Genomic DNA, 26,760 nt, shown 5'->3' on the forward strand with positions numbered 1-26,760 from the left:
GTATTTGTTGAATAGTTAATAAACTTGATATTGGTTTAAGGCTGAACGACCAGCTTGATCCCGATACCAAACGGATCGCGGAAACTTACCGAATTAGGCTGACGCTCGAACGGAACATCGGCATCGACAATTCGACTCACTACGGTATCCAGTTCATTCGTATTAGGCAGCGTAATTGTAAAATGACGTAATCCTACCGCATTCTCTGGTGCAGCTGGAGCTCCCTTACCTGCCCATGTATTAAGCCCAATATGATGATGATATCCTCCAGCTGAGATAAATAATGCTTCCCCGCCAAGATGCGCCACGACTTCGAAACCAAGCACACCGCAATAAAATGCTTTCGCCTGAATTAAGTCTCCTACGTGAAAATGAACATGACCGATCCGGGTTGCAGCGGGAAGTCCGTTCCACTGCGCTCCTTCGGAGGCAGCGAGTAATCCATCAATATCCACGGGGTCCGTGGTCATAATGTACTCACCTTGCTCATCTTTTTTCCAAGTATCACGTGGACGATCCGCATAGATTTCAATCCCATTACCGTCAGGATCGTTGAGGTATAATGCCTCGCTGACCAAATGATCTCCTTGTCCAACAGGTATTTTATTCTGAGCTAGATTACGAAGTACTAATCCTAAAGACAACCGATCTGGTACTAGAATGGCAAAGTGATAAAGACCAGAAACAGACCGCGTGGTTAGGGAGTGAAATTGATCACTCTCCTCAAGTATAAGTAGCACATGACTTCCATCAGTTGTAAGTTCAGCAATATGTCCTTCTTGCTTTAGTAAATTGAACCCAATCACATCACGATAAAATGGAAGCGATGTTTGAAGGGATTTAACTTTTAAATGTACGGTCCCAATAGCAGCCTCGGGATGAAGGATCTGTGAATGTGGCATAACTTCTCCCCTCCTATTTTCATAATAATAAGTATTTTTTAATTAAGTGACTTAGCTGTAATCGAAGTAGTTACACTTCCTGTAATCAGTATAGTTACAACTCACTCGAATGTCAACACTAAGATTTACTATCTAGGTAGTATGATCAATTCATTGCGATTATAGGCGATGCGAACGAGCATATTCTTTATACGAAGAGAGCCACTGTGAGCTTAAATATATACTGTATATAGAAATTACTGTTATTATTAGCCTGTTGATAATCTATAATTAAGTTCATACGTACAGTGAAATGAAATAAATAGTTCGTGTTGTGCGATGAACATGGGAGGTAACATGAATATACTGTTGAAAGATATTGATAATGAAAATTGGGAAAAATGCATTTCTTTAACCACGGATAAAGAGGGTCAACATTTTATTATTGAGGAATTTGTTGCATCCAATGCTGTATCTATTGCTCAATCAAAAATTCAAGACGGTTGGATTACCAAAGCCATCTATGATGATGAAATTATGGTTGGATTCGCCATGTATGGTTTTAGTTATGAGGATAATTTATATGAAATATGCAGAATCATGATAGACCATAAATATCAAGGAAAAGGATATGGTAAGGTAGCACTGGGGAAAGTGATTGAAGAAATGAAGAACTTTCAAGATTGCCATGAAATTTTTATATCCTTCGATCCTGACAATCTAATTGGGAAAAGACTGTATGAAAGCTTTAACTTTAAAGATACCGGTGAGATCATTGAAGATGAATTGTTGTATAGTTTGAAATTATAGTGATACATAACCTTCCTTAGTCTATTTTTAAAAGATCATAATAAGCACAACAAAACAACAAGTTCCGATAACCCGGAAACTTGTTGTTTTTTTGACCGTTATGGCATCAACGTTTATCAATAATACTGTTAAAGGTGGTAACGCCGGTTAAACTTAAGGTCATTTCCCAAGTGGCCGTATAACCACTCCGCTCATACAATCTTCTCGCTTCCTTACCCGAAGCGATTAACTTTGCCTCCAATATCCCTTTGGAGATCAACCAATCATGGGTATGCGTAAGTAGTACCTTTGCCAACCCTTTACCCCGATGCTCTGGGACCGTGTATACATCCACAATCCAGCCGTAACTACCTGGACGAAACAGGAAATACGGAAAGTCATCCTTAATTAAAGCACCGCAAATTGCGACGGGGACATGGCTGTCAGTAGGATAAGCTACATAATGTCGTAAACGGCCTGCGCCAAACTCCCTGCTATACATCTCTTGCAGGATCTGTTTGGAGTCAGAGATTAGGACTTCATCAGATACACCCATCTCACTGAACATTCTTTGACGAAAATCCAATGCCAGTGGGAGTTCTTCCTCTGTGATTTCACGAATGTAATAATGATCAGCCAACCCACTCATTCGCTGAACTCTACAGTGTGGACAGTACTCGCCAGTCGGTCTAGATGTACATAGAATGGCTGCCCCGCCTCCTGCACTGCTAGTCGCTCATGGTAGGTCTGATTCCGAACCTCTTCCGGTTCAATAACACATACGGCTGCGAGATCAACATCTCCTAGGCGTTCCCGGACGGCAATGTAATGTTCCTCAAACAAAGTACCGCATATATGAATTCGTGTTGGCTTCCCCTTTATTTTATAGCTTGATTCATCGTCCTTTACTGTGACCGAAACATACTGATCATGCCACAAACTAAGCGTAATATTCTTAAATGTTCGCGAGGACTCCAGCAACTCCAGGTACACAATCCTCCCCTCTTGATCCACATGCAATGACTGCTTTACTGCTGTATGTGGTACACCATCTCCATCTAAAGTTGCAAGCACTTTTACGGAATCCTTATTATTGATCAACTCGACTACCTTCTGCTCCCAGACAACTGCCATCTAAGTCCCTCCTAATTCATTCTTTTCACCAAAAAGTTAGCCTATGAGACGAGCGCACCGCGGTTCAGTACTACGCCCAGTAAGAGTTCGTGCGGATTACCAGATTCGTGATAGATCTCCATCTGGATGGTTGCCGCAACGACGGTAATCATCAAAGTCGATTCCAAGTGAGTATTTACGCCGTATAGAATCGAGCCCTGAAGCCAAACGAACATAATATTCAAGCGAAGCGTTATGTTGATCATGGAATTCAGATTGTGGACGAGGAATCCAAACCATATACACGGTGGAAACCCCTTTCTCCGCCAGATCTTCCGCTTCTTCAAGAGTGGCTTTGAGCGCATCCTCCTCTTTGGTGAAACCATAAGGCCGAGCTAGTTCTACTCCACTTACAATACCGGTATTTACATTTCCTTTGCCAAAAATATCGACAGCACGCACCAGCCTGTTCTTCCACTCCTGATAGCCGATCCATTCGGCCTTTCCCGGACAAATCCAATCGAACAATCGCTCGTTCAACACCTCGATATCTGCTGTATAACTCATCACTCCAGTTTCGTTGTACAGACGTTCCAACTGTTTCTCATTGAAGGCAGTAGCGATTAGTTGAGAGGGAAACTTCGGCGTGTTGAAGTATTGTCCAATGGCTTGCAACAGCTTAATGTAATAGTTCACTTCCTCGTCAAAAGGTTCTGCTCCCCTGGTATCCGAGCCTGCCGTAAGTGTGATGCTCGAATATCTTCCAGGTTGCTTCAGCGCTTCGCCGACTACTTCACCAACCTCTTGAGGATTTAATCTCGGGTGTACGCCCAGGCCCGTACGCTGATGTTTCAGGTGATTGACAATATCACAGTATTTGCAGCCATTGTCGTTCTCCCAGAAGTGGCAGTAGCTTGATGGCATAATCTGCAATCTCTGCGGTCTAGCCGTCACCACAAACTCCATGGGTTTCCCCTTCGAGGTGAGCTTGTCATAAAAAGATGGCTTCGGCCAATATTCCACCTCTTCAATCACCTTATCTCCATCCAACAGAACCAATTTGTCTCCTAGATAATCCACTACATAGGGATTAAGCTCAGCTGGAGTCGGGTCCGTCAACAACGTTGTTCCATCTCGCAGCAGGAGAGACTCTGGGAGTGGTGTAAGTTGATCATCCCGGGACCCAAATAATGCAGCTCCCCGCACTTGGTGAATCTGTGGATTGAATATGGTAAGTGCTCGATCCGAATACCGCACCCCCCGCCGCTGAGCATCAATCTTTATCGCTACCAACCTTGGGAATTCGGGGAACTTCTCTAGCACTTCATCCAGCGTTAAATCCCGTTCGAGTATTCCAGTTTGACGCAAAGCCATAAAGCATACCTCCCATTTTCTCTTCAAAATGTGGAACAAAAAAGAGACCGAATTCATTAGCGGCAATTTGCCGTCATGAACATGCGGTCTCCAGTAGATCTGGTCAACTTTGTGTAACGTGGCTTGAAACTGTCAGCGCCACACTAAAATCTATATAGTATCTATGTATGTACCGGAGTGAGACTCCGTGTCTGAAATGTTACTCCACATTCTAGGCGGTACATTCTGCGCTGTCAATCCCTTTTTACACATTTAATTCCAATCTCCTTATTCATCATCTCTAGAAACTGGCGAGAGACGTAACTGAAGGTAGATGGCGAGTGTATGTTAATACCCGACATTACGGAGAAAAACATTTGTGCATACACTCCAGAATCTGCTTCTTGCTTATATAGCCCCCTCTGCTTTCCTTCCTCCAAATTGTCTTGTAACAGCTTCACCGTATATTCCCTTAGGCGGTCAAAGCCATCCTTAACTTGAGCGTTGTGTTTGGAGTAATAAATCATAGTAGCGTACAGATGACTGGTATTGGGATCATTGGCGTAACGATCAAAATAATTCATGAACAGCTCAAAAAAAAGGATTGGATCGTCACTTTCATTTCGCAGGTTCTCAAGGGTTTGAACTCTTCTGTCCTGCTCATTATGGATGCTGGCTACAAGCAACTCTTCCTTGTTGGAGAAATAGCGATATAATGTTGATCGGTTTATTCCCGCCGCCCTTGCTATATCCTCCATATCGATGTCCTGAAATGAATGTTTGGAGAACTCCTCCACTGCTGCAGCTACAATCCTATTCTGCATAGATCGGATCTCTACAGGGTCTATTTCTCCCCTATTCCGTATATTATCAAACAACTCCTCCTTCGAGGAAAAGTGCTGATAAAACGTTGATTTGCTTATTTTGCATTCGCTGACAATGCGTGAAATACGAAGAGCTTGACCCCCCTCGTTATTCATAATGTGGTTCGCGGACTCCAGATTTTGCTCCCGCACTGATTCATTGTGAGTCATCATGGTCTCCTGTCATGGTTTCAGTTCATAGCGCCATTCTATATGGGAAACCCGGAATCCGTCAATTTGACTTATCCAGACTAAAAATCACTTGACACATCGGATTATTGGAATTTATAGTGGAAGACAATAACATAATGACTTAAATCACCATCAGCCGATCGGTCTACTGAAGGCGTTCAATGGTTGTTCCTACTTGGGAAGAGCTATGTTCAGTCTGTAGACAAGAATGTCTGTATGGTTTTTTGTCGTTCATAAAACCAAGTATTTTTATCCGAATAATCAATAATTTGAAGGGAGCAACTCATTCATGAATGTATTCTGGTTTATTCCAACCTATGGCGATGGCAAATATTTAGGGACTGATAAAGGAAGTAGGGCAGCTACGCCAGCGTATTTCCGGCAAATCGCTACAGCTGTTGACGATCTAGGTTTCGACGGAGTGCTGATCCCCACCGGACGAGGTTGTGAAGATGCCTGGGTCATCGCATCATCCCTTATTCCTTTAACCAAGAGACTCAAATTTCTTGTCGCCATCCGTCCAGACCTTATGTCTTCGACGCTCGCTGCCAGAATGGCAGCTACCTTTGACCGTAGTTCTGAAGGTCGCCTTCTGATAAACATAGTCACTGGAGGAGACACAGAAGAGTTAGAAGCGGATGGTGTTTTCCTTAATCATGACGAGCGTTATGAACGTGCAGATGAGTTTCTAACGATATGGCGTCAGGCTATCAAGCAAGAGGAAACCACCTACTCTGGTAAACACATTCAGGTAAACAAAGCAAAAGTGTTGTACCCCACTGTTCAAACCCCTTACCCACCGCTGTATTTCGGAGGATCTTCGGATGCAGCAATACGGACGGCAGCTAAGCATATCGACGTATACCTCACTTGGGGAGAACCACCAGATCAGGTAAAAGCCAAGATTGACGCCGTCCGTCTCCTTGCGGCACAAGAAGGTCGCACCGTCCGATTCGGAATTCGGCTCCATGTCATCGTACGGGAAACACGCGAGGCGGCCTGGAAAGCGGCTGAAGAATTGATCTCTCATTTGGACGACGACACCATTGCTCGTGCCCAAAAGGTATTTGCCAAAATGGATTCCGTAGGCCAAAAGAGAATGTCTGAGCTTCATAACGGAGACCGTACCAAGCTTGAAATAAGTCCGGACCTTTGGGCCGGTGTTGGTCTTGTACGTGGTGGTGCCGGAACAGCACTTGTAGGTGATCCTGAAACCGTGGCCGCCAGAATGCAGGAATATGCTGACCTCGGTATCGAGACCTTTGTATTCTCTGGATATCCGCATCTGGAGGAGGCCTACCGAGTGGCAGAACTTCTATTTCCGAATCTTCCGCTAACTGGACGTGATTCAAACCGAAATAAACTAACTTCAAGCATCAAAGGTGAGGCTGTTGCGCTTGGAAATGCAGAGAAATGAATAATAAAGGAGGAACTATCCAATGAAAAGGTTAGGAAAAAGTAGAACATTAATCTTGTTAATCGCACTAACTTTCTTGATTGCCGGCTGCGGTAATAGCAGAACGAACTCCTCATCTGGATCGAACAGCCCTACCGCCGCTCCAGCGGATACCAGTACTGAAACTGCCGCCCCTTCCACATCGGAAGCAACCAAGCACTATGAAGGAGTGACACTTACTCTTGGTATCCAACCTGCTCCAGGACCCTATGCTCTCGCCCGAAGCAAAGGCTGGTTTGAAGAAGAGTTTGGTAAAGTTGGTGTCAAAGTAGAATTTGCTGAGTTCCAAACGGGTCCTCCCATGACCGAAGCTATCGCTGCAAACCGTCTGGACTTTGCTGGGTTGGGCAATCTTCCGGTTGTTACCGCTCAGGCTGCTGATATTAAATTCACCGAGATATCTAACATCATCGAAGGAAAAAACAATGTTGCCATCATTGTACCTAAGGGCAGCAAGATTACAAAAGTAGAAGAATTGAAGGGCAAGAAAATAGCTGTTGCAAAAGGTAGTAATGCCTATAACTTTCTATATCGAGGGTTGGACAAAGTTGGCCTGAAACCAACAGATGTAGAAGTCATACAACTTCAACCGAACGAAGCTCAACCTGCCTTTGAAACTGGAGCTGTTGATGCATGGGCTACTTGGGATCCCTATATAACAACGAACGTTCTTACTGGAAAAGCCACCATCTTAACTGACGGTGAAACGATTGGCGTTCTTTCCCCTTCTTTCTTGATTGTCCGTACTAAGCTTGCCCAGGACTTTCCTGAATTGGTCACAACCTTTCTAAAGGTTTATGAGCAAGCCCGTGTCTGGGAGAGTCAACATGAGGATGAGGCTAATAAGCTGTACGCAGAGCAATTTCAGATCGATGAAACGGTCCTCAAGGCGCTTCGGGAACGAAACGCAGCCGTCAATCTACCGATAAGTCCTGAAGTGATTGAACAACAGCAACAAACTGCTGATTTCCAATTTGAGCAGCAGACCATCCGCAAGAAAATCGATACCTCCACGATTGTAGATAACCAATTTATCGAGCAAGCCATTAAGGATGCGGCCCAAGAACCGAGACCATGAGGTGAACCCATGCAGCCAGCCCATACAGAGAAGAAGAGTATTCTATCCAACTCATTGAGTACAGTGAAAATAGAAACGTCTATCCAAACCCAGAGTAAGAATGCAAGAATCACCTTGATTAAGGGTCTTGTGCTGCCCCTTGTGATTCTCATCATGTGGGAGGTCGTGGGTACGGTTGGACATATTAGTCCAACCGTCCTTCCCACTCCCCACCTCATTGCCGAGGAATTTTATCATCTTGCCCAGTCCGGTCAGCTACTTCTACATCTTCGCGTTTCGATATGGCGCTCCCTTCATGGCTTCCTACTCGGAGCCTCAATCGGATTTGCCTTCGGTATTTGGTCTGGTTTCTCTCGCCGAGCAGAGAAGCAATTGGATCCATCCATTCAAATGTTGCGTACCGTTCCACATCTGGTTATTACACCATTGTTCATTTTGTGGTTTGGCTTTGGCGAGATGTCCAAAGTCCTCTTGATTGCCTTAGGTGCCTTTTTTCCCATCTACGTTAATACATTTCTCGGAATACGCTCCGTGGATTCCAAGTTATTTGAGGTAGCTCGAGTACTAAGTTTTAATCGCCGAGATCTCATCACGAAATTGATCATTCCAGCCGCCCTTCCCAATATACTATTAGGCATTCGACTATCACTCGGGGCAGCTTGGCTTGGGCTTGTTGTGGCTGAAATGATGGGCTCAAGTTCGGGCGTTGGTTTTCTGATCATGGATGCAAGATATTTCTCGATCACTTCTTTAGTGTTCGTAGGCATAATTATTTTTGCTATTGTGGGGAAATTGACCGATTCCTTGGTTAAGTTATTAGAGAAGCGGCTCCTCCGCTGGCGTGATAGTTATCTAGGTGACAATCCATGATGCTGTCGTCAGCAATTAGGGGGAGGAATTATTTATGTTAAGTAAACTTCCGGATTCTGTGCAAGCCTGGATTTTGCCCATTGTTGTTCTTCTACTATGGCAGGTAACCGGGGCATTAGGTCTTATCTCATCCGCTCTTTTGCCTACCCCTTGGGATATTGGCGTCCAATTCATACAGCAACTCCAAAGCGGTAAGTTATTAATTCACCTTGAAATAAGTATTGTGAGAGCAGCTATAGGGTTTGGATTAGGAGGATCACTTGGTCTGATTCTCGGGCTAGTCGTCGGTGTCTCTAAGCAGACGGAACAATATCTGGATCCTACCCTACAAATGCTGCGGACGGTTCCACTTTTATCTCTCATTCCGTTAATTATCTTGTGGTTTGGTATTGGACAGCTTTCTCAAGTGATTCTTATTGCGTTTGGTGCTTTCTTTCCTTTATACGTCAATACATTCAATGGTGTCCGTAGCGTGGATCGCAAGTTATACGAGGTGACTAAGGTTCTGCAATACTCTAGGCTACAGCTCCTTTTCCGCCTGATTGTGCCTGGAGCTCTTCCTAATATATTACTTGGCATCCGACTTTCTCTTGGGATTGCTTGGTTGTGTCTTGTGGTTGCTGAGCTTATGGGGGCCAGTTCTGGTATTGGATATATGATTTCGCAAGCCAGAGAATATTCGCAAACTGCTGCTGTATTCGTAGGCATTGTTATTTTCGCCGTTGTAGGTAAGTTATCCGATTCCATCGTACGTTTACTAGAGTCCAGATTACTTCGTTGGAGAGATGCATACAAAGGGTGATCTCACTTCATCCTATACGTAATATTTTCATTTCATTTCCTGAAAGGTTAGGTGTTCATATGGCATATCCCGATCAAATTTTTATAAATGGAACAGTTATCACATTCGACAAAGAAGATTCCACGGTTGAAGCCGTAGCGGTACTTGGTGACCGTATTATCGCTGTAGGTAGTACCAATGACTTACTGTTGCAAAAAGGACCCGATACCGAAATCATCGATCTTCAGGGAAACACGATATTACCAGGTTTTTTCGAAGCACATGGCCACTTTCCGGGCAGCGGATTTCTCGAAGTAAAAGGCGCTCTCTTGTGGAGCCCTCCTCGCGGGTCAATCACCAATATTGCAGAACTAATAGCAGCTTTACAAGAAAAGGCGCAGAACACACCAGCCGGACAATGGATTACAGGCTTCGGTTACGACCCATCCAAGCTGAAGGAGAAACGTCATCCTAATCGGTATGAGCTGGATCAAGCTTTTCCAGAACATCCTGTCTGGATCACTCACAATTCTGGTCATATGGGCGTTGCAAACAGCAACGCTTTAGAAATTGCAGACATTACCAAGGACAGCTCTGCCCCCGTTGAAGGATTGATTGAGCGCGATACGAAAGGTGAACCGACAGGGCTTATACAGGAGAATGCCAAATTGATAGAATCGTTCATTCCTCCGCTTACTGCTGAACAGTTTAAAAAGGCAATCGCACTCGCCAATCGTGATTATGTGGCCCAAGGTATCACAACAGCGATCATAGCTGGAGGAATCGACCCTAAATTCTTTCATGGTGCACATGTCAAGGGACTATTAGATATTCGCCTAATCAATATCTCCTTCTACAAACCCGATTCTGTACCGGATCACGTGGATACGGATTGGGTTAAGTCGAAAGGTGTAAAGTTGTTTCAGGACGGCTCCATTCAAGGGTATACTGGATGGTTGACCAATCCATATCATCAACCTTACTCAGAAGAAGATCCTCTTTTTAGAGGTTCTCCCATTCATAGTAGAGAAGAATTAACGAAATTGATTAATGAAATCCATTCGAGCGGACGTCAGGTGGTGATTCATGCGAATGGCGATGCTGCTATTGATGATGTACTATTCGCTATTGGGGAAGCGCAGTCGAAAGATCCACGCCAAGATGCCCGTCATCGTATTGAGCATGCACAGACTGTCCGCGAAGATCAGTTAGACAGGATCAAAGAACTGGGAGTAACGCCTTCTTTCTTTAACGACCATGTATTTTATTATGGTGACGATCACCGTGATTTCTACTTGGGTGAAGATCGAGCCCGGCGTATTAGCCCACTTAAGTCTGCTGTAGATAGAGACATTCGCTTCACCTTGCATAACGATACACCTGTCACACCAGCAAATCCGTTACATTTAGTAAATGTTGCAGTCAATAGGTTGACTTCGGGCGGTCAGGTGTTAGGTCCTGAATATCGAATTACACCTTATCAGGCTCTGCGTGCCATCACTATCGATGCGGCCTGGCAAGCATTCGAAGAGCAAGACAAAGGATCAGTAGAAGTTGGGAAATTAGCTGACTTAGTCATCCTCTCCTCTAATCCCCTAACCTTCGATCCAACCAAGCTCGAAGAGATCTCCATTCTGCAAACGATAATAGGTGGTCGCGTTGTCTATAAGCAGGCAACTGTTGAAGTATAAACGAAGCTGCAAAAAGGATCATCCGGTTGTTTCGCGGATGATCCTTTTTTTGCGTATGCCCTTAAATCAGTGCTTGACAAGAACCAGCATGCCAGTAAAGTTTTGGAGGAATGTGAACAAGCAAAGCGTTCGCCTTTAAATGAGAATTTCTACCACTATATTTGTATATTAAGAAATTCTCATTTAACAGCGATGGTAACATCCTCCAAAACGTAACGTTACTTCCCGTCTTATATAGTCAAGGACTGATTTGGATTCTAAGTTTATTCTTTAGTTAGCAGATCATCCACAACATCCTGGAGTGTCACAGCTTCCAGAGTGGTCTCCATCGCTTTCTGCGCCTCAGAGAAGATCGGTTCAATCGTACTCTGGATGTTGCGTCCCACAGGGCACTTAGGATTGGCCTTATCATGTACGGCAAACAAAGCATCCTCTTCAACAACATGAACGGCACGATAAATGTCGAGTAACGTGATATCCGATAGTTCGCGTGCTAACTTTGTGCCGGCAACTCCCGGTCGAACCTCGACAAATCCAGCCTTGTTAAGCATACCTATAATTCTGCGAATCACAACGGGATTCGTATTCACACTTCCAGAGAGATACTCCGATGTGCTTACGCCCTCTTTATTGATTTCTAGCAGTGTCAGAATATGAATGGCAACAGCAAAACGTGAGCTAATCGTCATAAGTACTCCCCCCTTCTCACAATCTAATGTAACAATCATAGTTACAAACGAATCAATTTGTCAATAGAGCTTGTAACAGTCTATCCTCAATAAAAACCATTGACCCTCACACTAATGTTAGGGTTTATACTATAGTTACACCCCAAACTCTTCGACGAAAGCTGAGGTCATCCTTATGAAAATCGGTGAATTATCCAAGTTAACCGGAGTAAGCATTCGATCACTGCGATATTACGAAGAGCAGGGTCTGATTACATCTAACCGTATGGAGAACGGTTATCGGGAATATCATGGCTTAATGACTGAGCAGGTGAAGACGATTCAATTTTACTTAAGCCTCGGTCTGACAACGAAGCAAATTTCCGGGTTCCTGCATTGTGTGATGACAAGTGAAGAAGCATTCTGTAAGGAGATCATGCCTGTGTATCGTAACAAACTGCAAGAATTAAACGATCAAATCTCCCTACTGTCTGCTATCAGATCGAACCTTGAGGAACGAATGAATTACCTTTTACAAGAAAACCCCGATTTGAAGGAGGAAGAATACCATGACAATCAAACGAGTGAGCGAACATGAATTCCAAACCGATCTACAGACGCAAGGAATAACGTTAGTGGATTTCGATGCACCTTGGTGCCCACCATGCAAAGTATTATCCCCGATCCTTGAACAACTCCATGAGGAACTTGGTGGAACAGTTGACGTGCTAAAGGTGAACTGCGACGATAATCCCGCACTGGCTTCCAAGTATGGTATTATGTCGATGCCCACAGTTATACTATTTAACAATGGAGAACCTGCCGAGAAATTAGTTGGGTTACGACCTAAAGATGTGTATACACAACTGATCGCTAAATACGAAGACTTGAATTCTTAATATCGTCAGCATGGCACTGAAATAAACAAACAAGGACATCGAGTCGCACTCCCATGCGATCCGATGTCCTTGTTCCATAAGTCATCTCATTCATAAATCAGAATGCCTCGCAATTGCTTCGCTTGTTCAATGTAAGGGCCTTCAGATAAATTGTTGAAAGCAAGATGTGTAGCTCGCAAGCTAAGTAGTTTGTCCCCTACATTTACACCAAATTCATTCCACGTCTTTGTTGGAAGAGTAATATAACCCTCTTTGTTCAAGTAGGCCCAACAGAATGTACGCTCTTTAAACACAATCGTGTGTCCTTCCGGAATTTCAAAATTCTGAAGCTCAGGCATGCTAGCGAATACTGCAGCGAGAGGCGAATTTGGGATTAAATCCTTACAGACTACACTGAAGCCTTTAGTAGTATTACGTCCTGTCATTAAAATTACTTTAGATTCGGTTTTGATATTGTATTCCTGCAGGGCTTGTTCCGGCAGGTAAAAAGATCCATCAGGAAGTATTTTGCTCCAAGCGTAAAAGTACTTTCCGCCTTTGGCGACTACTGCCATACTAATCATCCCCCTGAGATTTTATGATTACCTCTGTATAAGTTAATCATCTCCCATGCCAAGGGGCTGTAGATATGATTTTGATCACGATTCCAAAACAAATGGAATAAAATTGGAATTATTCTGTCAATTCCTCTACTTTATCACTAAAAAACAACTCATAGATACGCACTACAATGATCTTGGCCATCATATAGACAGGTATAGCTAGAATCATGCCTAGGATTCCACCGAAGTCCCCTGCTACAAGTAGCAGAATGATCGTCGTTAATGGATGGATACTGATCGTTTTGCCGTATATATAGGGAGAAATCAAATTCCCTTCAATTTGCTGTGCAACAACGACGATAACAATAACCCATACTACCATGGACGGTGAAACTGTAAATGCAACGATTACGCAAGGTATCGCACCTAGAAGTGCACCGAAATAAGGAATAAAATTAAAGAGTGCTCCCACGACTGCAAGCAGTAGTGAATAAGGTAGACCGATAAGCCAAAAACCTAGAAGGGTCATGACAGCTAGCAACAGAGCACTGATCATTCTCCCAGCAATAAATCCTTTAAGTGCATGGTTTATCTCGTGAACCACATGCTCGGTATCTGGCCGATATTTCTTCGGGGTAAGTCGAACTAGGGTTGGTGTTACTCGATCATCTTCTTTGAGCATGTAGTACAACATAATCGGTACCGTACCAACAACAATAAAGAAATCATTAAGAAATGAGAACACATGAGTCATATAACCAGTAGCTAATTCGAAACCTGAATTAATATATTCCGTTATTTTATCAGTAAGTTGCGTATCCCCACTATTAAACATCGAAAGGAACTTACTACTCCGAAAATCATCCATTTGGATCTGCAACTGCTTAATCAGTTTGGGGAGATTACTAACAAAATCCGTGACCTGAAATTGTAAGGGAGGCCATACAACAATTAGAAAGATCGTGACCACACCAGCAAATAGCAAGTATATGAGTAGTATTGATAAGATCCGGTTTAACTTCTTGCCTTCTAGATAGTTTACGATGGGGCGAAGTAAATAATACAGAAATCCTGATACCGTTATGGGTACGAGCAAGATTTGAAGCATAGTGATCAGTGGATTGAATATAAAAGTGACTTTTGACAATAAAAAAATAATCGTTAGGACCATTATGATCCCAAGGCTGATTCGAAAAAATGGTTTTCGCATCAAATGTCTATTCCCTCCTTTTATCAACCAAATAGAGAAACAACCTGCTGTTATTCAGGCAGGTTGTCCCAAGCGGCATCTAGAAGACTATCAAAAGCTTCATCATTCTGTTCAATATAAGCATCAACTAAAAGAAATTGCTCTTCATCACCAGGCTCTCCAGCAAAATGCAGGCTGTAATCCCAATCATTTCCTCGCTTACTGAAGAAGGTAACCTCATAATTCACTTTGTGTGTTTCTACCTGAAACACGGTCTTCCCTATGTAGGTACCGTCCTCCTGCTTGTTCATTTCCGCTGTAATAATATTCAATTGCATAATTTTTGACTCCTTTTCTAGTACTATTACCTAAATATGCTACAATTTTAGACATAGTTAGGCTATAATCAAATTTTGATGTTTAGGTGCGTCATTTATTGCTTACAATATCGTATCATGTTTTTCGTTAATATCAAGTTGACTCATTCGAGGTGGAATTGCATTGCCGAAGCCGAACAAATCTTGGAATCCAATAACCCCAGCTAAAACCATAACCTATGGATTTGCCGTTATTATTTTGATCGGTACTTTCCTCCTTTCTCTCTCTATTTCCTCAGCAGATGGCCAAAAGCTCGATTTAATTGACGCATTTTTCACCGCTACTTCTGCCACTTGCGTGACGGGTTTAGCGGTCGTCGATACGGGCACTCAGTTCTCCTTGTTCGGACAGATTGTTGTAATAACACTTACCCAAATTGGTGGCCTCGGATTCATGGCTATGGGTACATTGATCGCATTAGCATTCAACCGCCGCATCTCACTACGGGAACGTCTCGTGCTACAAGAAGCAATGAATCATAACTCCATGGAAGGACTATTCTCGCTGATCCGCCGGGTGATGATATATTCACTGGTTATTGAGGCTGTAGGTGCCGTACTACTAGCAACAAGATGGTCGCTCGATATGCCGCTTTCACAAGCCATTTATTTCGGTGTGTTTCACAGTATCTCTATTTTCAATAATGGCGGTTTTGAATTATTTGGAATGATCACGGGTCCATTTACTGGTTTGACCGCATACGCTAGAGACCCCTTCGTCAATATTGTGTTCATGATCCTGATCTTCCTTGGTGGCATTGGGTTTATTGTCATGTCTGATTTACTAAATTTCCGCAGCACTCGTAGGTTATCGTTACATTCAAAGATAGTGCTCAGCATGTCGTTTACCCTCATTATGATCGGCGCTCTCGCGATTTTTACGATGGAGATTACTAATCCGGCTACACTCAAGTCTTTGTCACTTGGAGACAGCATTTTTGCTTCCTTCTTCCACTCGATCAGTGCGCGTTCTGGGGGTGTAAGCACCGTCAGTGTTGCAGATATGAATCAATCTACTCAGTTCCTACTCATATTGCTGATGTTTATTGGAGCCGCACCAGGCTCGACAGGAGGTGGGATCAAAGTTACGGTATTCGCTATCCTACTTGGAGCCATGTATGCCATGGTGAGAGGGAAAGAAGACATCGTCTTTTTCCGCAAGCGGATATCTAAACAATCTATTTTAAGAGCCATAACACAAACCTGGTTGGCCCTCTTCCTTGTTATTTTCGTAGCCATGATTTTATCTGTATTCGAGGATCGTGGATTCCTTGTGCTTTTATTTGAAACAACATCGGCCTTTGCTACGGCAGGTCTTAGTCTTGATCTGACACCAAAGTTAACGGATATCAGTAAAATTCTACTCAGTCTCGTCATGTTCTTAGGTCGTGTTGGACCGCTGACACTGGCGTATGCAATTACGTCGAAAGCGAGTAAAGAACCTTACCGCTATCCTGAAGGAAAAATAACCATTGGTTAAAAAAATATAGGAAATGGATGGATAGCTTTTTGCAATAGTAGTAAGATAGTAAGGATAAGATACTTTATACATTTGGAGGAATAGAGATGTCCCATTTTCAAGAAAAATTAGAGAAATACGCTGAATTAGCAGTAAAAGTGGGTGCTAATGTTCAGAAGGGTCAAACTTTGATCGTAAATGCGACAATTGATTCTGCTGAATTGGTGCGTATTATTGTTAAACAAGCTTATGAAGCAGGTGCAAGATCCGTCAAAGTCAACTGGACAGACGATACAGTAACACGTCTTCGTTACGATATGGCTGCTGAAGAGTCATTCCTAGACGAACCTAAATGGTATGCAGGTGAAATGCTTGAATTAGTAGAGAAGGGTGCTGCTGTGCTGCATGTCATTTCTTCCGATCCAGATCTACTCAACGGCGTATCTTCTGAACGACTAACAAATCATCAAATCACATATGGTAAGGCTATGACCAAATATCGTCAACTTCAAATGTCTGACAAATTCAGTTGGTCAATCGTAGCTGTTCCATCAAAGGCTTGGGCTGCTAAAGTGTTCCCTAATCTACCGGAAGATCAACAAGTAGACGCGCTGTGGGAAGCTATATTCCGTACTGTACGGGTTGATCAAGAGGATACGTTGGGAGCTTGGGAAGCGCATATCGCGAATCTTAATACAAAAGCACAATATCTAAATGACAAGAGATATCACGCTCTTCATTACTTAGCCAAAGGAACAGATCTTACGATCGAGTTACCACAAGGACATCTATGGGTTGCTGCTGATAGCATTAATGCGCAAGGTAACTCATTCCTCGCTAATCTTCCGACAGAAGAAGTGTTTACGGCTCCACTCAAAACAGGAGTTAATGGCACCGTGGCTAGCACAAAACCACTAAGTTACAATGGTAACATCATTGACGGCTTCTCCATTAAGTTTGAAAAAGGACGTATCGTCGATTTTAGCGCCGAAGTTGGCGAAGATACCTTGAAACAACTCGTTGAACTGGATGAAGGAGCACATTATCTAGGAGAAGTAGCGCTTGTTCCTCATGGCTCCCCTATTTCTCAATCCGGCATTCTATTCTACAATACCCTCTTTGATGAGAATGCTTCTAATCATTTGGCTATTGGGAATGCCTATGCATTTAACCTTGAAGGCGGTAAATCCATGTCTCAAGAAGAATTAGAAGCGCATGGCCTTAATCACAGCCTTACTCATGTAGACTTTATGGTTGGTTCAGCCGACATGAACATTTTTGGTATTACTAAAGATGGTAAGGAAGAACAAATTTTTGCAAACGGAAACTGGGCAATCTAATACTATATGTTAAAAAGGGTCAAGTCGTGGATACATCCACCGACTTGACCCTTTTTCTGTTACACATCACAGCAAGAAGCCCCAAACCAATCCCTGCGGGGCTGGTCTGGGGCTTCTTAAGAATTATTAAAGTGCCTTACGCTTTTTCAGTAGCAAACGCAGGATTTACATCTCCAGTTGCTTCTGGCGCTACTTCACTTGGAGCTTTATTCGATGTCCGAAGTGGAAGCTCTTTAAGGAAGAATACAAGCACGAATGCTACGACCATTACGATGGTACCTGTTAAGAATACAGATGATAACGTACTACCAAGTGCTTCGCGGATGTTCGCGATCATTTGTGCGAATAATGGTTGTGCATCTGCAGGCAGACTAGCCTGAGTCTGTTCGATCAATGGTTTATTCATCAGCATACGTGGATTTGCGAAGGAGAGCATTTGCTCTGTTATCTTAGGATCCAGCGTGCTGAAGTCTGGTGCGTTTGAAGAACGCATCGCATTTGTAAGATTTTTGGCAAGACTGTTAGACATAACCGTCCCCATCACAGCGATACCAATTGTACCACCCAAGTTACGGAACAACTGAGAGGATGCTGTTGCGACACCCAAATCTTTGTGAGCCGCTGCATTTTGCGTAGCCAATGAGAATACTGGCATCCCGAGACCAAGACCAAGTCCGAACACGATCATACTAAGAACGGCTACCGCAACACTGTTCATAACGACCATGATCCCCATACCTACGATCATGATTGGCATTCCTATTACAGCATAACGTTTGTACTTACCGCTTTTAGCAATCAGTTGCCCAGTTATTGCACTAGTGATAACCATGACGATAGACATCGGCATCGTTACATAACCCGAAAGGGTTGCAGAAATTCCAAGTACGCCCTGTACAAAGAATGAAATATAAATCATGGCTCCCATTAAACCAAAGTTCATAATAAACCCGATAATATTTGAAACAGTTATGACACTGTTCTTGAATAAGTGCAATGGAAGTACTGGATTCTTTGCCTTTGACTCAATGAAGATGAAGATAATGAGCGAAACTACTGTTACTGCGAGAAGTCCAATAATTTGTCCTGAAGCCCATGGATATTCTGTACCAGCCCATGAGAAAGCGAGCAATAACGGTACAATAGTTGTTGTCAGGAATAGCGAACCTAAGTAATCGATACTTTCCCCTGGTTTGCGTTCTCCCTTCGGAAATAACGTCAAGATCATGATGAAAGCTACGATACCAAGAGGTAGGAAGATCCAGAATAACCAGTGCCAATCCACACGGTCAACTAAGTAACCGCCAAGTGTTGGTCCAATTACGCTAGAGAAACCGAATACTGCGGTCAAAAGTCCCATCCATTTACCACGCTCACGAGGTGCGAACAAATCCCCTACAGCCGTAAATGCAGTCGATTGAATGATCCCGGCACCAAGTCCTTGAATACCACGATAGAATATGAATTGATAAACGTCTGAAGAAGTACCTGTTAAGAAGGCACCCACCATAAATAATAATATCCCGATTAATATAAAAGGTTTACGTCCGAACATATCGGAAAGTTTCCCGACAAGAATGGCAGCAATGGTTGACGTCAATAAATAAATATTGATCGTCCATGTGTAGTAATCCATGCCATCAAGGATTGCGATAATCCGCGGCATCGCGGTGCTTGTTATCGTCTGATTGATGGCAGCAAAGAACATCGCTGCCATGATGGCAATCATAATTGAAAGTTTACGCTTTTTAGATAAATGCTCCATAAAATTCTCTCTCCATCTCTCTTTTAGTCTGTGTGATCTGTATGATCTATACTTGAAAGCATTTTGCCGAAAATTCGTCTCAAATGCTCAATGTCCTCTTCAGGTAATACATCGAAGAACATGTGAATCGTTTCCTTCTGACTCTCCGTTACCTTTCTAATAATTTCTTCTCCTTTCTCCGTAATGGTGATAAACACGATTCTACGATCATTCTCTGCTCGTTCTCTCTTCACATATCCCTCTGCAAGTAACTTATCCGTAACACCCGTAGTTGCTGCAGGTGTGATGCCAAGCGAATCCGCAAGCTGGGATACCTTCAGAGGCCCTCTCTTATTCAGCCTGTAAAGTGCCTTAAATTGGGCAAAGCTAAGATTGTATTCGTTACTCTTCTTCCACTCTTTTGAGATATTTTTTACTAAGGTTCGGAAGTTCGAGGACACTTCAAACAATACTTCATTCTTATTCAAACCTAGCTCCTCCTTAAGAATAGCTCCGATTAAGGGAGACTACGCTCGCTATTGCTTGTTATTATATCTAAAAATTAATTAAGTAGTTAATTACTTATTAATTAATTATTAAACCGTATAACAATATATCTCGATTTAAACTTTGAGTCAAGAAATAAATGAATGAAACGATCATGAAAACTTGTCCAATTACAGAAAACAAACAGATCACAACCGTAATGCTACAGTTGAGATCTGTTTGTATGCTTATACTATTTTTTTGTTGGCTCAAATCCAAAAAGATGATTGCACGCAAACCACTGTAACGGAACTCAGCGATCTTATTTGCGATTTAATCCACTATTCTGGATTGTAACGGAACCAGCAGACGTTATTTTATGATTATTGATGCATTAGAGCATCATCCTGAGGAAATAACGTCGTTCAGTTCCGTTAAAATTCTTCTTGACACTCACAACTCAAAATAAGGGCTACTGGTTCCCTTAGATTAACGTCATTGATCTCATTGATGAATGAATCCATCAAGCACTAATCGGTCGGTACTTGTATTAGTTTTCATTTGAAATTACTTGAACCTGAGTTCGCTGAATAATCATAGCTGCAATACCAAGCAATGTCAGTGCAGCGATAAATGTGGCAAGCATCCAAGATGAAAATTGAGCACCACCAAAATCCATTCCTTTACCCATGAGTAGTGGCAGTATTGCACCTCCTACTCCACCGGCTGCGATCAACATACTTGGCGTAGACCCCTCTGCTCCAGGCAACAGTTTGTTTGCAAAGACGAGCGCAATAGAGAACAAACCGGAGAGAAATAGTCCTATCAGCATAATCAGGACTGTCATCATAGTTAGTCCTTCTGCTATGGAGAATAGGGCAAACAGCGCCAAACTAATTGCACAGCTCCACACGACATATCGACTATAAGAGATTTTCTCGGCTATGAAACCACAGAAGAAGCGCCCCACAGTCATCGCGATCCAGAACAGGGTTACGCTGAAGGCTGCTGTTGATTTATCAGTACCTAGTTTCTCAATCAGTAGTGACGGAAGAAAATTAACAAAACTCATCTCCATCCCTACATAAAGAAAGAAGAAAACGATAAACACGATTAAGAGTAGTCCTCGGACACCTCGATATTGAGAGAAAAAGCTCTTCTTCTCTTTCTTTGTTTCTTCCTTAGTGTCTAGTAGCTTGTTCAGTTCTCCAAAGTTCTTCTTATACCAGACGATGAACATGACCAATGCCATTAAAGAGACGAATAAGAACGAATATCTCCACAATTCGGCCTGAATAAGAACACCCGCTAATAGTGGCATGACTAAAGCTCCAATCCCAAAGAAAACTTCCAACCGACTCATGGCGATGGCTGTTCCCTCCGTTATTGCTACTATAATTAGTGTCCCGATTACCGCTTCTATCATACCGAATCCAAAACCTGCTAGTGAACCAACGACATACATCCATTCCCAAGGTGGGAGCATGGTGTAACATAACTCTGCTAAACACAACAAGCCAATTGCAATGATCAATCCCGTTCTTTTACCAAACTTCGAAAGAATGAATGGTGATAGAGAGACACCTATAAGGAATCCTGAGAATTGGGCAAAGATCAAGCTACCTCCTGCGCTATAATCCTTTCCGTAATACTGAAGTAGGTCCGGCATCAACGAACCGACGACTACATGGGCGAGACCGATCAGTAAATATGACCAACTGCCCATCCATACTAAAGTCTTCATTTGTACTCCTTCCACGATGCAAAGTGGTCCTTATGTAACCGGAGCATCATTATTCTATGTAATCGATGACCAACCTCTCTATTGTAGATGAAAGTGATCGATGCGTCACCCTCTCCTACTATTTCTAATATTAAGGTCTAATCACATGGGAAAACCTACCTTTAGGTATTCAAATGAGGTAAGATGAATAAGAGAGAATCAAAATACTTGTCGCTATAGATAGAGAGGAGACTACCATGCCGGAACGGTTGGAATGGCTACTAACAACAAACTTTCACGACCTGACCGATCATGTTCAGGAAGAAGTTTATTATGCCTATTATGATTTTGTATATGGGACGATCCACTATATCGTCAAAGACCATCAAATAACGGAGGATATCATTCAGGAATCCTTCCTCAAGGTAATCCACAAAATGCCGACATTTGATAAGGAAACTATCATGCGAGCTTGGATGAAAGTAGTGGCTAGAAATTCTACAATAAATTTTTTGCGAAAAAACAAAAAATTTCGTAACCATGTTGACATTGAAAGTGTCTATATGGATATAGAGCCTCTAGTCTCTAATGAACCTTCAGTTGAGCGAACTATAGAAATCAAAATGATGGAAGAATCCATTATGAAATATCTACATAAGTTAAAGCCCGAATATAGACTACTGATGGAATACCGGTGGAAACAGGGGATGAGCTATAAGGAAATAGCCGAGCAGCTCAATATTTGCGAAGATGTTGTTAGACAACGGCTTTATCGTACGCGTGAAGGAATCAAAAAGATGCTGTTCAGAGAGTGGGGTAATGATCATGAAACCATCCGATCCGTGGAATCCCGATTATCCTGAAGAATATGAAGAACTCTTTGAGGAGGCTTTTGACAAAGCCACCCAAACATCTTCCTTATATTCCATGGCTGATAAGCAAAAATCTTGGCAAACCGTTCAACAGCGGATTAAGCTTGAAAAGAGACGTCGGAAGCGGCATCAGCGTTTTCGCTTAGCAATCCTTGCTGCTACTTCGATGATCATAGGTGGCATGCTGTTCAGCCAACCACTATTAACTCAAGCCGTCTCCCCCATCTATCAGAAAATGACAAACTGGGGTGACGGAATGAACAAACTAGTCTTCGGAAATAATACTAGTCAAGGTGATGAGGCAAAGGCGAAGACACCACCCCCACCGGAAGCCGAGATGGAAGAGAGTCCACCCAAGGCTGAACTTATTGCATCAGGTAGTTATACTCCTGTTTCGATAAGCATGGATGAAGCTAGAGAGGTATTGCCTTTTGATCTCCCAGAGATCACGTATATCCCTGATCGATTCAGCTTGGAAACTGTGGAATTAATGGATCCACCTAATCAAGGACAAGCTGATAGCTTGTATATAAGATATTTTAGTCTTGAGGACGAGCAGCTCAGAATGTTATTTAATCTCATCCATGAGAACGAGACGATTACTTCTATAACAGATGAACATACAGAAACGCTCATATTAGATAATGATACGATCGCTTATTATGAAGCTGGTAGATTTTCTTCCTTAACCTTTACTATAGGGAACGTACTTGTCAAAGTCTTTGGGAATGTCGATAAGGAAGAATTGCTGCAAATCGCTAACAACTTTAAATAAATATCAAATAACGGGTGTCCCTATATTAATTGGGACACCCGTTATTTATTATATAGCGGTGCTACGCACCAGCTTCTTGTATGGGAATATAATGCTGTTTGAGTAGTTTGACACGAGCAATTCGCTTGTTGTCGGTCTCTTCTACTACGTATAGATCTCCCTCATAATGAACGGATGCTCCGATCTGTGGAGGTAATATTTCAATTCGCGAATATAACCATCCGCCAATCGTATCATAATCTTCTGAGTCTAATGATAAGCCAAAACGATCATTAATTGATTCAATTAACATAAGTCCATCAATTGAATAAGAATCTTCCCCAAGTTGCTCGATACCAGGTCGTTCTTCATCGAATTCGTCCTGAATCTCACCTACAATCTCTTCCACAATGTCCTCAAGTGTTACCATACCTGAGGTACCACCGTATTCATCGATCAAGATCGCGATTTGAGTTCTTCCTCGCTGCATTCGTTTCATCAGATCACTGATGTGAATCGATTCCGGTACAGCCATGATAGGACGAAGTAATTCTAGGTAGTCTGAAGTATTCGAACGGATCAAATCTTTAATATGAAGAAAACCTATAATATGATCTTTATCGTGATTGCACACTGGATAACGCGTTCGAGTTCCTTCCAGAGCAATTTCCAAGTTTTCATCTAATGAATGTCGGGTGTATAAACAAATCATTTCCGTCCGAGGGATCATAATCTCCCGAGCGGTGGTATCCCCAAATTCAAATATGTTATCGACTAACGACATTTCTGCGCTGTCGATCAGCCCGCTCTCACTGCTCTCTTTCATCATGATTCGGATTTCCTCTTCCGTATGCAAGGAATCTAGCCCCGAATCCCGTTTGATCCCAAACAGTTTAAGTAAAGCTGAAGATAGAACATTAAGTACCCAGATGAACGGATACATCAGTAGATAGAACAACTTCATCGGCCTAGCCAACAATAACGTGATCGTCTCGGCCTTTCGAACAGCAATAGTCTTAGGTGCCAATTCACCAAGCACGATATGCAATAACGCAATTAGCATAAAAGCAACGGCGAGCGAGACAATGTGTAGCGGTTTCTCGCTAAAACCAAGCATTTCGAATAGCGGGTAGAGCATCGTTGCTACTACAGGCTCTCCTAGCCAACCAAGTCCAAGCGAACACAGTGTAATACCTACTTGGCAAGCTGATAAATATCCGTCAAGATTGTTCAGTAAACTTTGGACAATGATAGCACTTTTACGTCCTTCTTCAGCCAGATTATCGATACGGCCACTCTTGATTTTGACAATTGCAAACTCAGCCGATACAAAAAATCCGTTAAGTAGAACCAGTAACACCATCAATCCTAATTGAAAAAGACTCGGCAAAGGGTCACTCAATACATTTCCTATTCCCGCCTAAATTGCAGAGAATAGGTGCACCTCCTTCGTGGTTTGTAATGATAAAGATATGGTTGTTGGTTATTCTTATATATCGTCAATTTCCCAATGGATTCATCTCCTCGCATTATATATTATATTATACACTACACAGTCAAACCCTTCCGTATGACTCAGGTACGGGCGTGACAGCCTTTTTAATTTTAGGGGACTGTTAGCCGTTTAATATTATTCTTCCCCTTGAAATTTATAAAATATTGGATTATAGTGTTAGTGTGTATGGTGTGCATGTAGTTAATACACAGTTGGATTAGTGCTTATTGTCGCTGGAGGTATTCGATGAAAATAATAATTAAAAATGCATCAGATCAACCTTTATATCAACAAATCAAAGATCAAATCAAGGATGCAATCCTAAGCAATGAACTACAAGAAGGAGAATTACTCCCCTCTATCCGGTCCTTAGCGACGGATTTGCATGTGAGCGTACTTACGACTAAGAGAGTCTACGCAGAGCTTGAAACCGAAGGCTATATCGTTACCAAAGTTGGAAAAGGTACTTATGTAGCCTCAGAAAACTTAGAGCTACTAGCTGAATCCAAACGACTTATGGTGGAATCCAAGCTAGTAGAAGCCTGGACAATGGCTCGAACTTTAGGAATTAATAAAGAAGAACTCTATTCCATGATGGACCTACTTTTCGAAGAGGAGAATGAATGATGGATACCATTTTAGAAGTAAGTGATCTTAGTAAGTCTTTTGCAAATTTTAATTTGAATCATGTGAATTTCTCACTCAAAGAGGGTTGTATTACTGGTTTCATCGGTATTAATGGCTCGGGGAAGACAACAACGATCAAAACAATCCTTGGGCTCATTCTTAAAGATACAGGCAGCATTACATTCCTTGGTAAAGAGCTGGCTGATCATGAACGAGAACTAAAGAACCGGATCGGCGTGGTCCTAGATGATGGTTATTTCTATGAGGAGATGACGCTAAAAGAAATGAAGAGTGTTATTGCCCCTGCCTATACGAATTGGGACGATGCTATTTTCCAGAGCTATATGAATAAGTTCAAATTACAAGTTAACCAGAAGATATCTACTTTATCTAAAGGAATGCGGATGAAGTACGCTATAGCATTAGCATTATCTCATCATGCGGATCTATTAATTATGGACGAGCCAACTAGTGGGCTTGATCCCTTGGTGCGAAGTGAACTAATGGATATACTACTAGACTTCATGAAAGAAGAAGGCAAAAGTGTATTCTTCTCGACTCATATCACTTCTGACTTGGATAGAATAGCGGATATGCTTATTTTAATTGATAAAGGGAACATTCTATTTAACGAGGAGAAAGATCAGTTGCTAGAAACGCATGCCATAGTGAAGGGCGATACTAGGTTATTAAATGAACAAACGCGGAAATTATTCTTAACCCTACGTGAAACTACATACGGATTTGAAGGTATTACTCACGACATCCACATTGTGCGTCAACATATGAAGGATGTAGTCATAGAAAAGCCAACCATAGAACAGATTATGCTGGCACATATAGGGGGTCACCAACATGTTAATTAGTCTTGTGCGAAAAGATTTACTCATTGTAAAAAAATATCTACTCATTATGTTCATTTTCGCCATTGTTGGACCTATATTTATCTCTTCAGAATTAAAATTTCTAAATGGAAGCTTTATTGGCTTCCTGATCACTGTTCTATTCTTGGAATACATTATCTTCAATTCCGTGTCCATGGCAGAAGACAAATATAAAGGTTCCGCATTACTTTGTACTACCCCGTACACGCGGGATGCTGTAGTCAGAGCCAAATATCTCTTTGTCCTGGTTATATTTATCATCAGCCTTATTACATATACGCTTACAGCATCCGTAACACCGCTAGGCCTAGAGAGATTGAATATTACGAATGTCGGGATATCGCTTCTGACACTCAGCTTCTTCTTCGGTGTTCTAATACCTGTTCAATTTAAGTTCGGCTATGAAAAAACGAAGATGTTTTTCTTTTTTGTTGTATTTCTGACGCCATTTATATTCCCTACTATCGTTCAGTGGCTTCAATCACATAATCTGGAGATGAGTATCATGCTTCCTCTTCCCCATATTATCCAAGTATGTCTTCTTTACTTGATATCACTTTTGATTACCTTTATATCCATGCTACTATCTAAACAAATCTATGCGAAAAAGAATCTATAAGTGAAATCAAAAAAA

General features: G+C 42.3%; 28 protein-coding genes. 15 read left to right on the forward strand and 13 right to left on the reverse strand.

Annotation, left to right across the window (positions count from 1 at the left end):
* Positions 1–35: 35 nt before the first annotated feature.
* On the reverse strand, positions 36–902 hold the full coding sequence (locus NST85_RS16095; RefSeq protein WP_341189788.1) for a VOC family protein: 867 nt from the start codon (positions 900–902) through the stop codon (positions 36–38).
* A gap of 336 nt (positions 903–1,238) precedes the next feature.
* On the opposite strand from NST85_RS16095, the gene NST85_RS16100 reads away from it, so the two are divergent.
* Positions 1,239–1,691 carry a GNAT family N-acetyltransferase gene (locus NST85_RS16100; RefSeq protein ID WP_341189789.1) on the forward strand — a complete coding sequence of 151 codons (453 nt, stop codon included), beginning with the start codon at positions 1,239–1,241 and terminating at the stop codon, positions 1,689–1,691.
* A gap of 106 nt (positions 1,692–1,797) precedes the next feature.
* Here the strand turns inward: NST85_RS16100 and NST85_RS16105 are convergent, their stop codons facing one another.
* The 4 genes from NST85_RS16105 to NST85_RS16120 form a co-directional block, all read right to left on the reverse strand.
* Positions 1,798–2,319, reverse strand: a complete 522-nt coding sequence (locus NST85_RS16105) for a GNAT family N-acetyltransferase (RefSeq protein ID WP_341189790.1) — start codon at positions 2,317–2,319, stop codon at positions 1,798–1,800.
* On the reverse strand, positions 2,316–2,804 hold the full coding sequence (locus tag NST85_RS16110; protein WP_341189791.1) for a pyridoxamine 5'-phosphate oxidase family protein: 489 nt from the start codon (positions 2,802–2,804) through the stop codon (positions 2,316–2,318). Before NST85_RS16110 ends, NST85_RS16105 begins: the two co-directional genes overlap by 4 nt.
* A gap of 96 nt (positions 2,805–2,900) precedes the next feature.
* Entirely contained in the window at positions 2,901–4,157 is a 1,257-nt protein-coding gene (locus tag NST85_RS16115; protein ID WP_341189792.1) for a radical SAM protein, read from the reverse strand.
* Positions 4,158–4,390: 233 nt separating this feature from the next.
* Entirely contained in the window at positions 4,391–5,173 is a 783-nt protein-coding gene (locus NST85_RS16120; protein ID WP_341189793.1) for a TetR/AcrR family transcriptional regulator, read from the reverse strand.
* A 307-nt stretch (positions 5,174–5,480) separates the two neighbouring features.
* Here NST85_RS16120 and ssuD point away from each other — a divergent pair, with 307 nt between their 5' ends.
* The 5 genes from ssuD to NST85_RS16145 are packed head-to-tail and all read left to right on the forward strand — an operon-like array spanning position 5,481 to position 11,067.
* A complete protein-coding gene (gene ssuD, locus NST85_RS16125; RefSeq protein WP_341189794.1) occupies positions 5,481–6,608 on the forward strand; it encodes an FMNH2-dependent alkanesulfonate monooxygenase in 1,128 nt (375 codons plus the stop codon).
* 22 nt (positions 6,609–6,630) lie between these two features.
* Entirely contained in the window at positions 6,631–7,725 is a 1,095-nt protein-coding gene (locus NST85_RS16130) for an aliphatic sulfonate ABC transporter substrate-binding protein (protein ID WP_341189795.1), read from the forward strand.
* A 9-nt stretch (positions 7,726–7,734) separates the two neighbouring features.
* Positions 7,735–8,595: an ABC transporter permease gene (locus tag NST85_RS16135; RefSeq protein WP_341189796.1), complete on the forward strand. Its 861-nt coding sequence runs from the start codon at positions 7,735–7,737 to the stop codon at positions 8,593–8,595.
* A gap of 34 nt (positions 8,596–8,629) precedes the next feature.
* A complete protein-coding gene (locus NST85_RS16140; protein ID WP_341189797.1) occupies positions 8,630–9,397 on the forward strand; it encodes an ABC transporter permease in 768 nt (255 codons plus the stop codon).
* A gap of 59 nt (positions 9,398–9,456) precedes the next feature.
* The gene (locus tag NST85_RS16145; protein WP_341189798.1) at positions 9,457–11,067 is read left to right on the forward strand and encodes an amidohydrolase; all 1,611 of its coding nucleotides are present in this window, start codon (positions 9,457–9,459) and stop codon (positions 11,065–11,067) included.
* Between the two features lie 263 nt (positions 11,068–11,330).
* On the opposite strand, the gene NST85_RS16150 is transcribed toward NST85_RS16145, so the two are convergent.
* Positions 11,331–11,756 (reverse strand): Rrf2 family transcriptional regulator, encoded by a 426-nt coding sequence (locus NST85_RS16150; RefSeq protein WP_127190435.1) that lies wholly within the window; start codon positions 11,754–11,756, stop codon positions 11,331–11,333.
* Positions 11,757–11,931: 175 nt separating this feature from the next.
* Here NST85_RS16150 and NST85_RS16155 point away from each other — a divergent pair, with 175 nt between their 5' ends.
* Positions 11,932–12,333 carry a MerR family transcriptional regulator gene (locus NST85_RS16155; protein ID WP_127190436.1) on the forward strand — a complete coding sequence of 134 codons (402 nt, stop codon included), beginning with the start codon at positions 11,932–11,934 and terminating at the stop codon, positions 12,331–12,333.
* Positions 12,305–12,634 carry a thioredoxin gene (gene trxA / locus NST85_RS16160; RefSeq protein WP_127190437.1) on the forward strand — a complete coding sequence of 110 codons (330 nt, stop codon included), beginning with the start codon at positions 12,305–12,307 and terminating at the stop codon, positions 12,632–12,634. The genes NST85_RS16155 and trxA overlap by 29 nt, the downstream gene beginning before the upstream one ends.
* Positions 12,635–12,720: 86 nt before the next feature.
* Here the strand turns inward: trxA and NST85_RS16165 are convergent, their stop codons facing one another.
* The 3 genes from NST85_RS16165 to NST85_RS16175 form a co-directional block, all read right to left on the reverse strand.
* On the reverse strand, positions 12,721–13,188 hold the full coding sequence (locus NST85_RS16165) for a hypothetical protein (RefSeq protein ID WP_127190438.1): 468 nt from the start codon (positions 13,186–13,188) through the stop codon (positions 12,721–12,723).
* 118 nt (positions 13,189–13,306) lie between these two features.
* A complete protein-coding gene (locus NST85_RS16170; protein ID WP_341189799.1) occupies positions 13,307–14,386 on the reverse strand; it encodes an AI-2E family transporter in 1,080 nt (359 codons plus the stop codon).
* Positions 14,387–14,436: 50 nt separating this feature from the next.
* Positions 14,437–14,703, reverse strand: coding sequence for a hypothetical protein (locus tag NST85_RS16175; RefSeq protein ID WP_211350029.1), 267 nt, complete (start codon positions 14,701–14,703; stop codon positions 14,437–14,439).
* 163 nt (positions 14,704–14,866) lie between these two features.
* Between NST85_RS16175 and NST85_RS16180 the strand changes: the two genes are divergently transcribed.
* Positions 14,867–16,222 (forward strand): TrkH family potassium uptake protein, encoded by a 1,356-nt coding sequence (locus tag NST85_RS16180; RefSeq protein WP_127190441.1) that lies wholly within the window; start codon positions 14,867–14,869, stop codon positions 16,220–16,222.
* Positions 16,223–16,308: 86 nt separating this feature from the next.
* On the forward strand, positions 16,309–17,541 hold the full coding sequence (locus NST85_RS16185; RefSeq protein ID WP_127190442.1) for an aminopeptidase: 1,233 nt from the start codon (positions 16,309–16,311) through the stop codon (positions 17,539–17,541).
* Between the two features lie 136 nt (positions 17,542–17,677).
* On the opposite strand, the gene NST85_RS16190 is transcribed toward NST85_RS16185, so the two are convergent.
* The 3 genes from NST85_RS16190 to NST85_RS16200 all read right to left on the reverse strand — a co-directional run bounded on the left by NST85_RS16190 (position 17,678) and on the right by NST85_RS16200 (position 21,515).
* The gene (locus NST85_RS16190) at positions 17,678–19,306 is read right to left on the reverse strand and encodes an MDR family MFS transporter (protein WP_341189800.1); all 1,629 of its coding nucleotides are present in this window, start codon (positions 19,304–19,306) and stop codon (positions 17,678–17,680) included.
* Positions 19,307–19,329: 23 nt separating this feature from the next.
* Positions 19,330–19,773: a MarR family winged helix-turn-helix transcriptional regulator gene (locus tag NST85_RS16195; RefSeq protein ID WP_127190444.1), complete on the reverse strand. Its 444-nt coding sequence runs from the start codon at positions 19,771–19,773 to the stop codon at positions 19,330–19,332.
* A 548-nt stretch (positions 19,774–20,321) separates the two neighbouring features.
* Positions 20,322–21,515, reverse strand: a complete 1,194-nt coding sequence (locus NST85_RS16200) for an MFS transporter (protein WP_127190445.1) — start codon at positions 21,513–21,515, stop codon at positions 20,322–20,324.
* A 236-nt stretch (positions 21,516–21,751) separates the two neighbouring features.
* On the opposite strand from NST85_RS16200, the gene NST85_RS16205 reads away from it, so the two are divergent.
* The gene (locus NST85_RS16205; RefSeq protein ID WP_127190446.1) at positions 21,752–22,357 is read left to right on the forward strand and encodes an RNA polymerase sigma factor; all 606 of its coding nucleotides are present in this window, start codon (positions 21,752–21,754) and stop codon (positions 22,355–22,357) included.
* Positions 22,320–23,141 (forward strand): DUF4367 domain-containing protein, encoded by an 822-nt coding sequence (locus NST85_RS16210; protein WP_341189801.1) that lies wholly within the window; start codon positions 22,320–22,322, stop codon positions 23,139–23,141. The genes NST85_RS16205 and NST85_RS16210 overlap by 38 nt, the downstream gene beginning before the upstream one ends.
* A 61-nt stretch (positions 23,142–23,202) precedes the next feature.
* On the opposite strand, the gene NST85_RS16215 is transcribed toward NST85_RS16210, so the two are convergent.
* Positions 23,203–24,522: a hemolysin family protein gene (locus tag NST85_RS16215; RefSeq protein ID WP_127190448.1), complete on the reverse strand. Its 1,320-nt coding sequence runs from the start codon at positions 24,520–24,522 to the stop codon at positions 23,203–23,205.
* 339 nt (positions 24,523–24,861) lie between these two features.
* Between NST85_RS16215 and NST85_RS16220 the strand changes: the two genes are divergently transcribed.
* From NST85_RS16220 to NST85_RS16230, 3 genes are read left to right on the forward strand one after another with little or no spacing between them, the layout of a single operon-like run.
* Complete coding sequence (locus NST85_RS16220) at positions 24,862–25,242, forward strand: GntR family transcriptional regulator (RefSeq protein WP_127190449.1); 381 nt, start codon at positions 24,862–24,864, stop codon at positions 25,240–25,242.
* Positions 25,242–26,108, forward strand: coding sequence for an ABC transporter ATP-binding protein (locus tag NST85_RS16225; RefSeq protein WP_127190755.1), 867 nt, complete (start codon positions 25,242–25,244; stop codon positions 26,106–26,108). Before NST85_RS16220 ends, NST85_RS16225 begins: the two co-directional genes overlap by 1 nt.
* A complete protein-coding gene (locus NST85_RS16230) occupies positions 26,098–26,745 on the forward strand; it encodes an ABC-2 transporter permease (protein WP_341189802.1) in 648 nt (215 codons plus the stop codon). Before NST85_RS16225 ends, NST85_RS16230 begins: the two co-directional genes overlap by 11 nt.
* Positions 26,746–26,760: the final 15 nt, after the last annotated feature.

The sequence above is a fragment of the Paenibacillus sp. FSL K6-2524 genome, assembly GCF_038005525.1.
GTDB lineage: Bacteria > Bacillota > Bacilli > Paenibacillales > Paenibacillaceae > Fontibacillus > Fontibacillus anaericanus.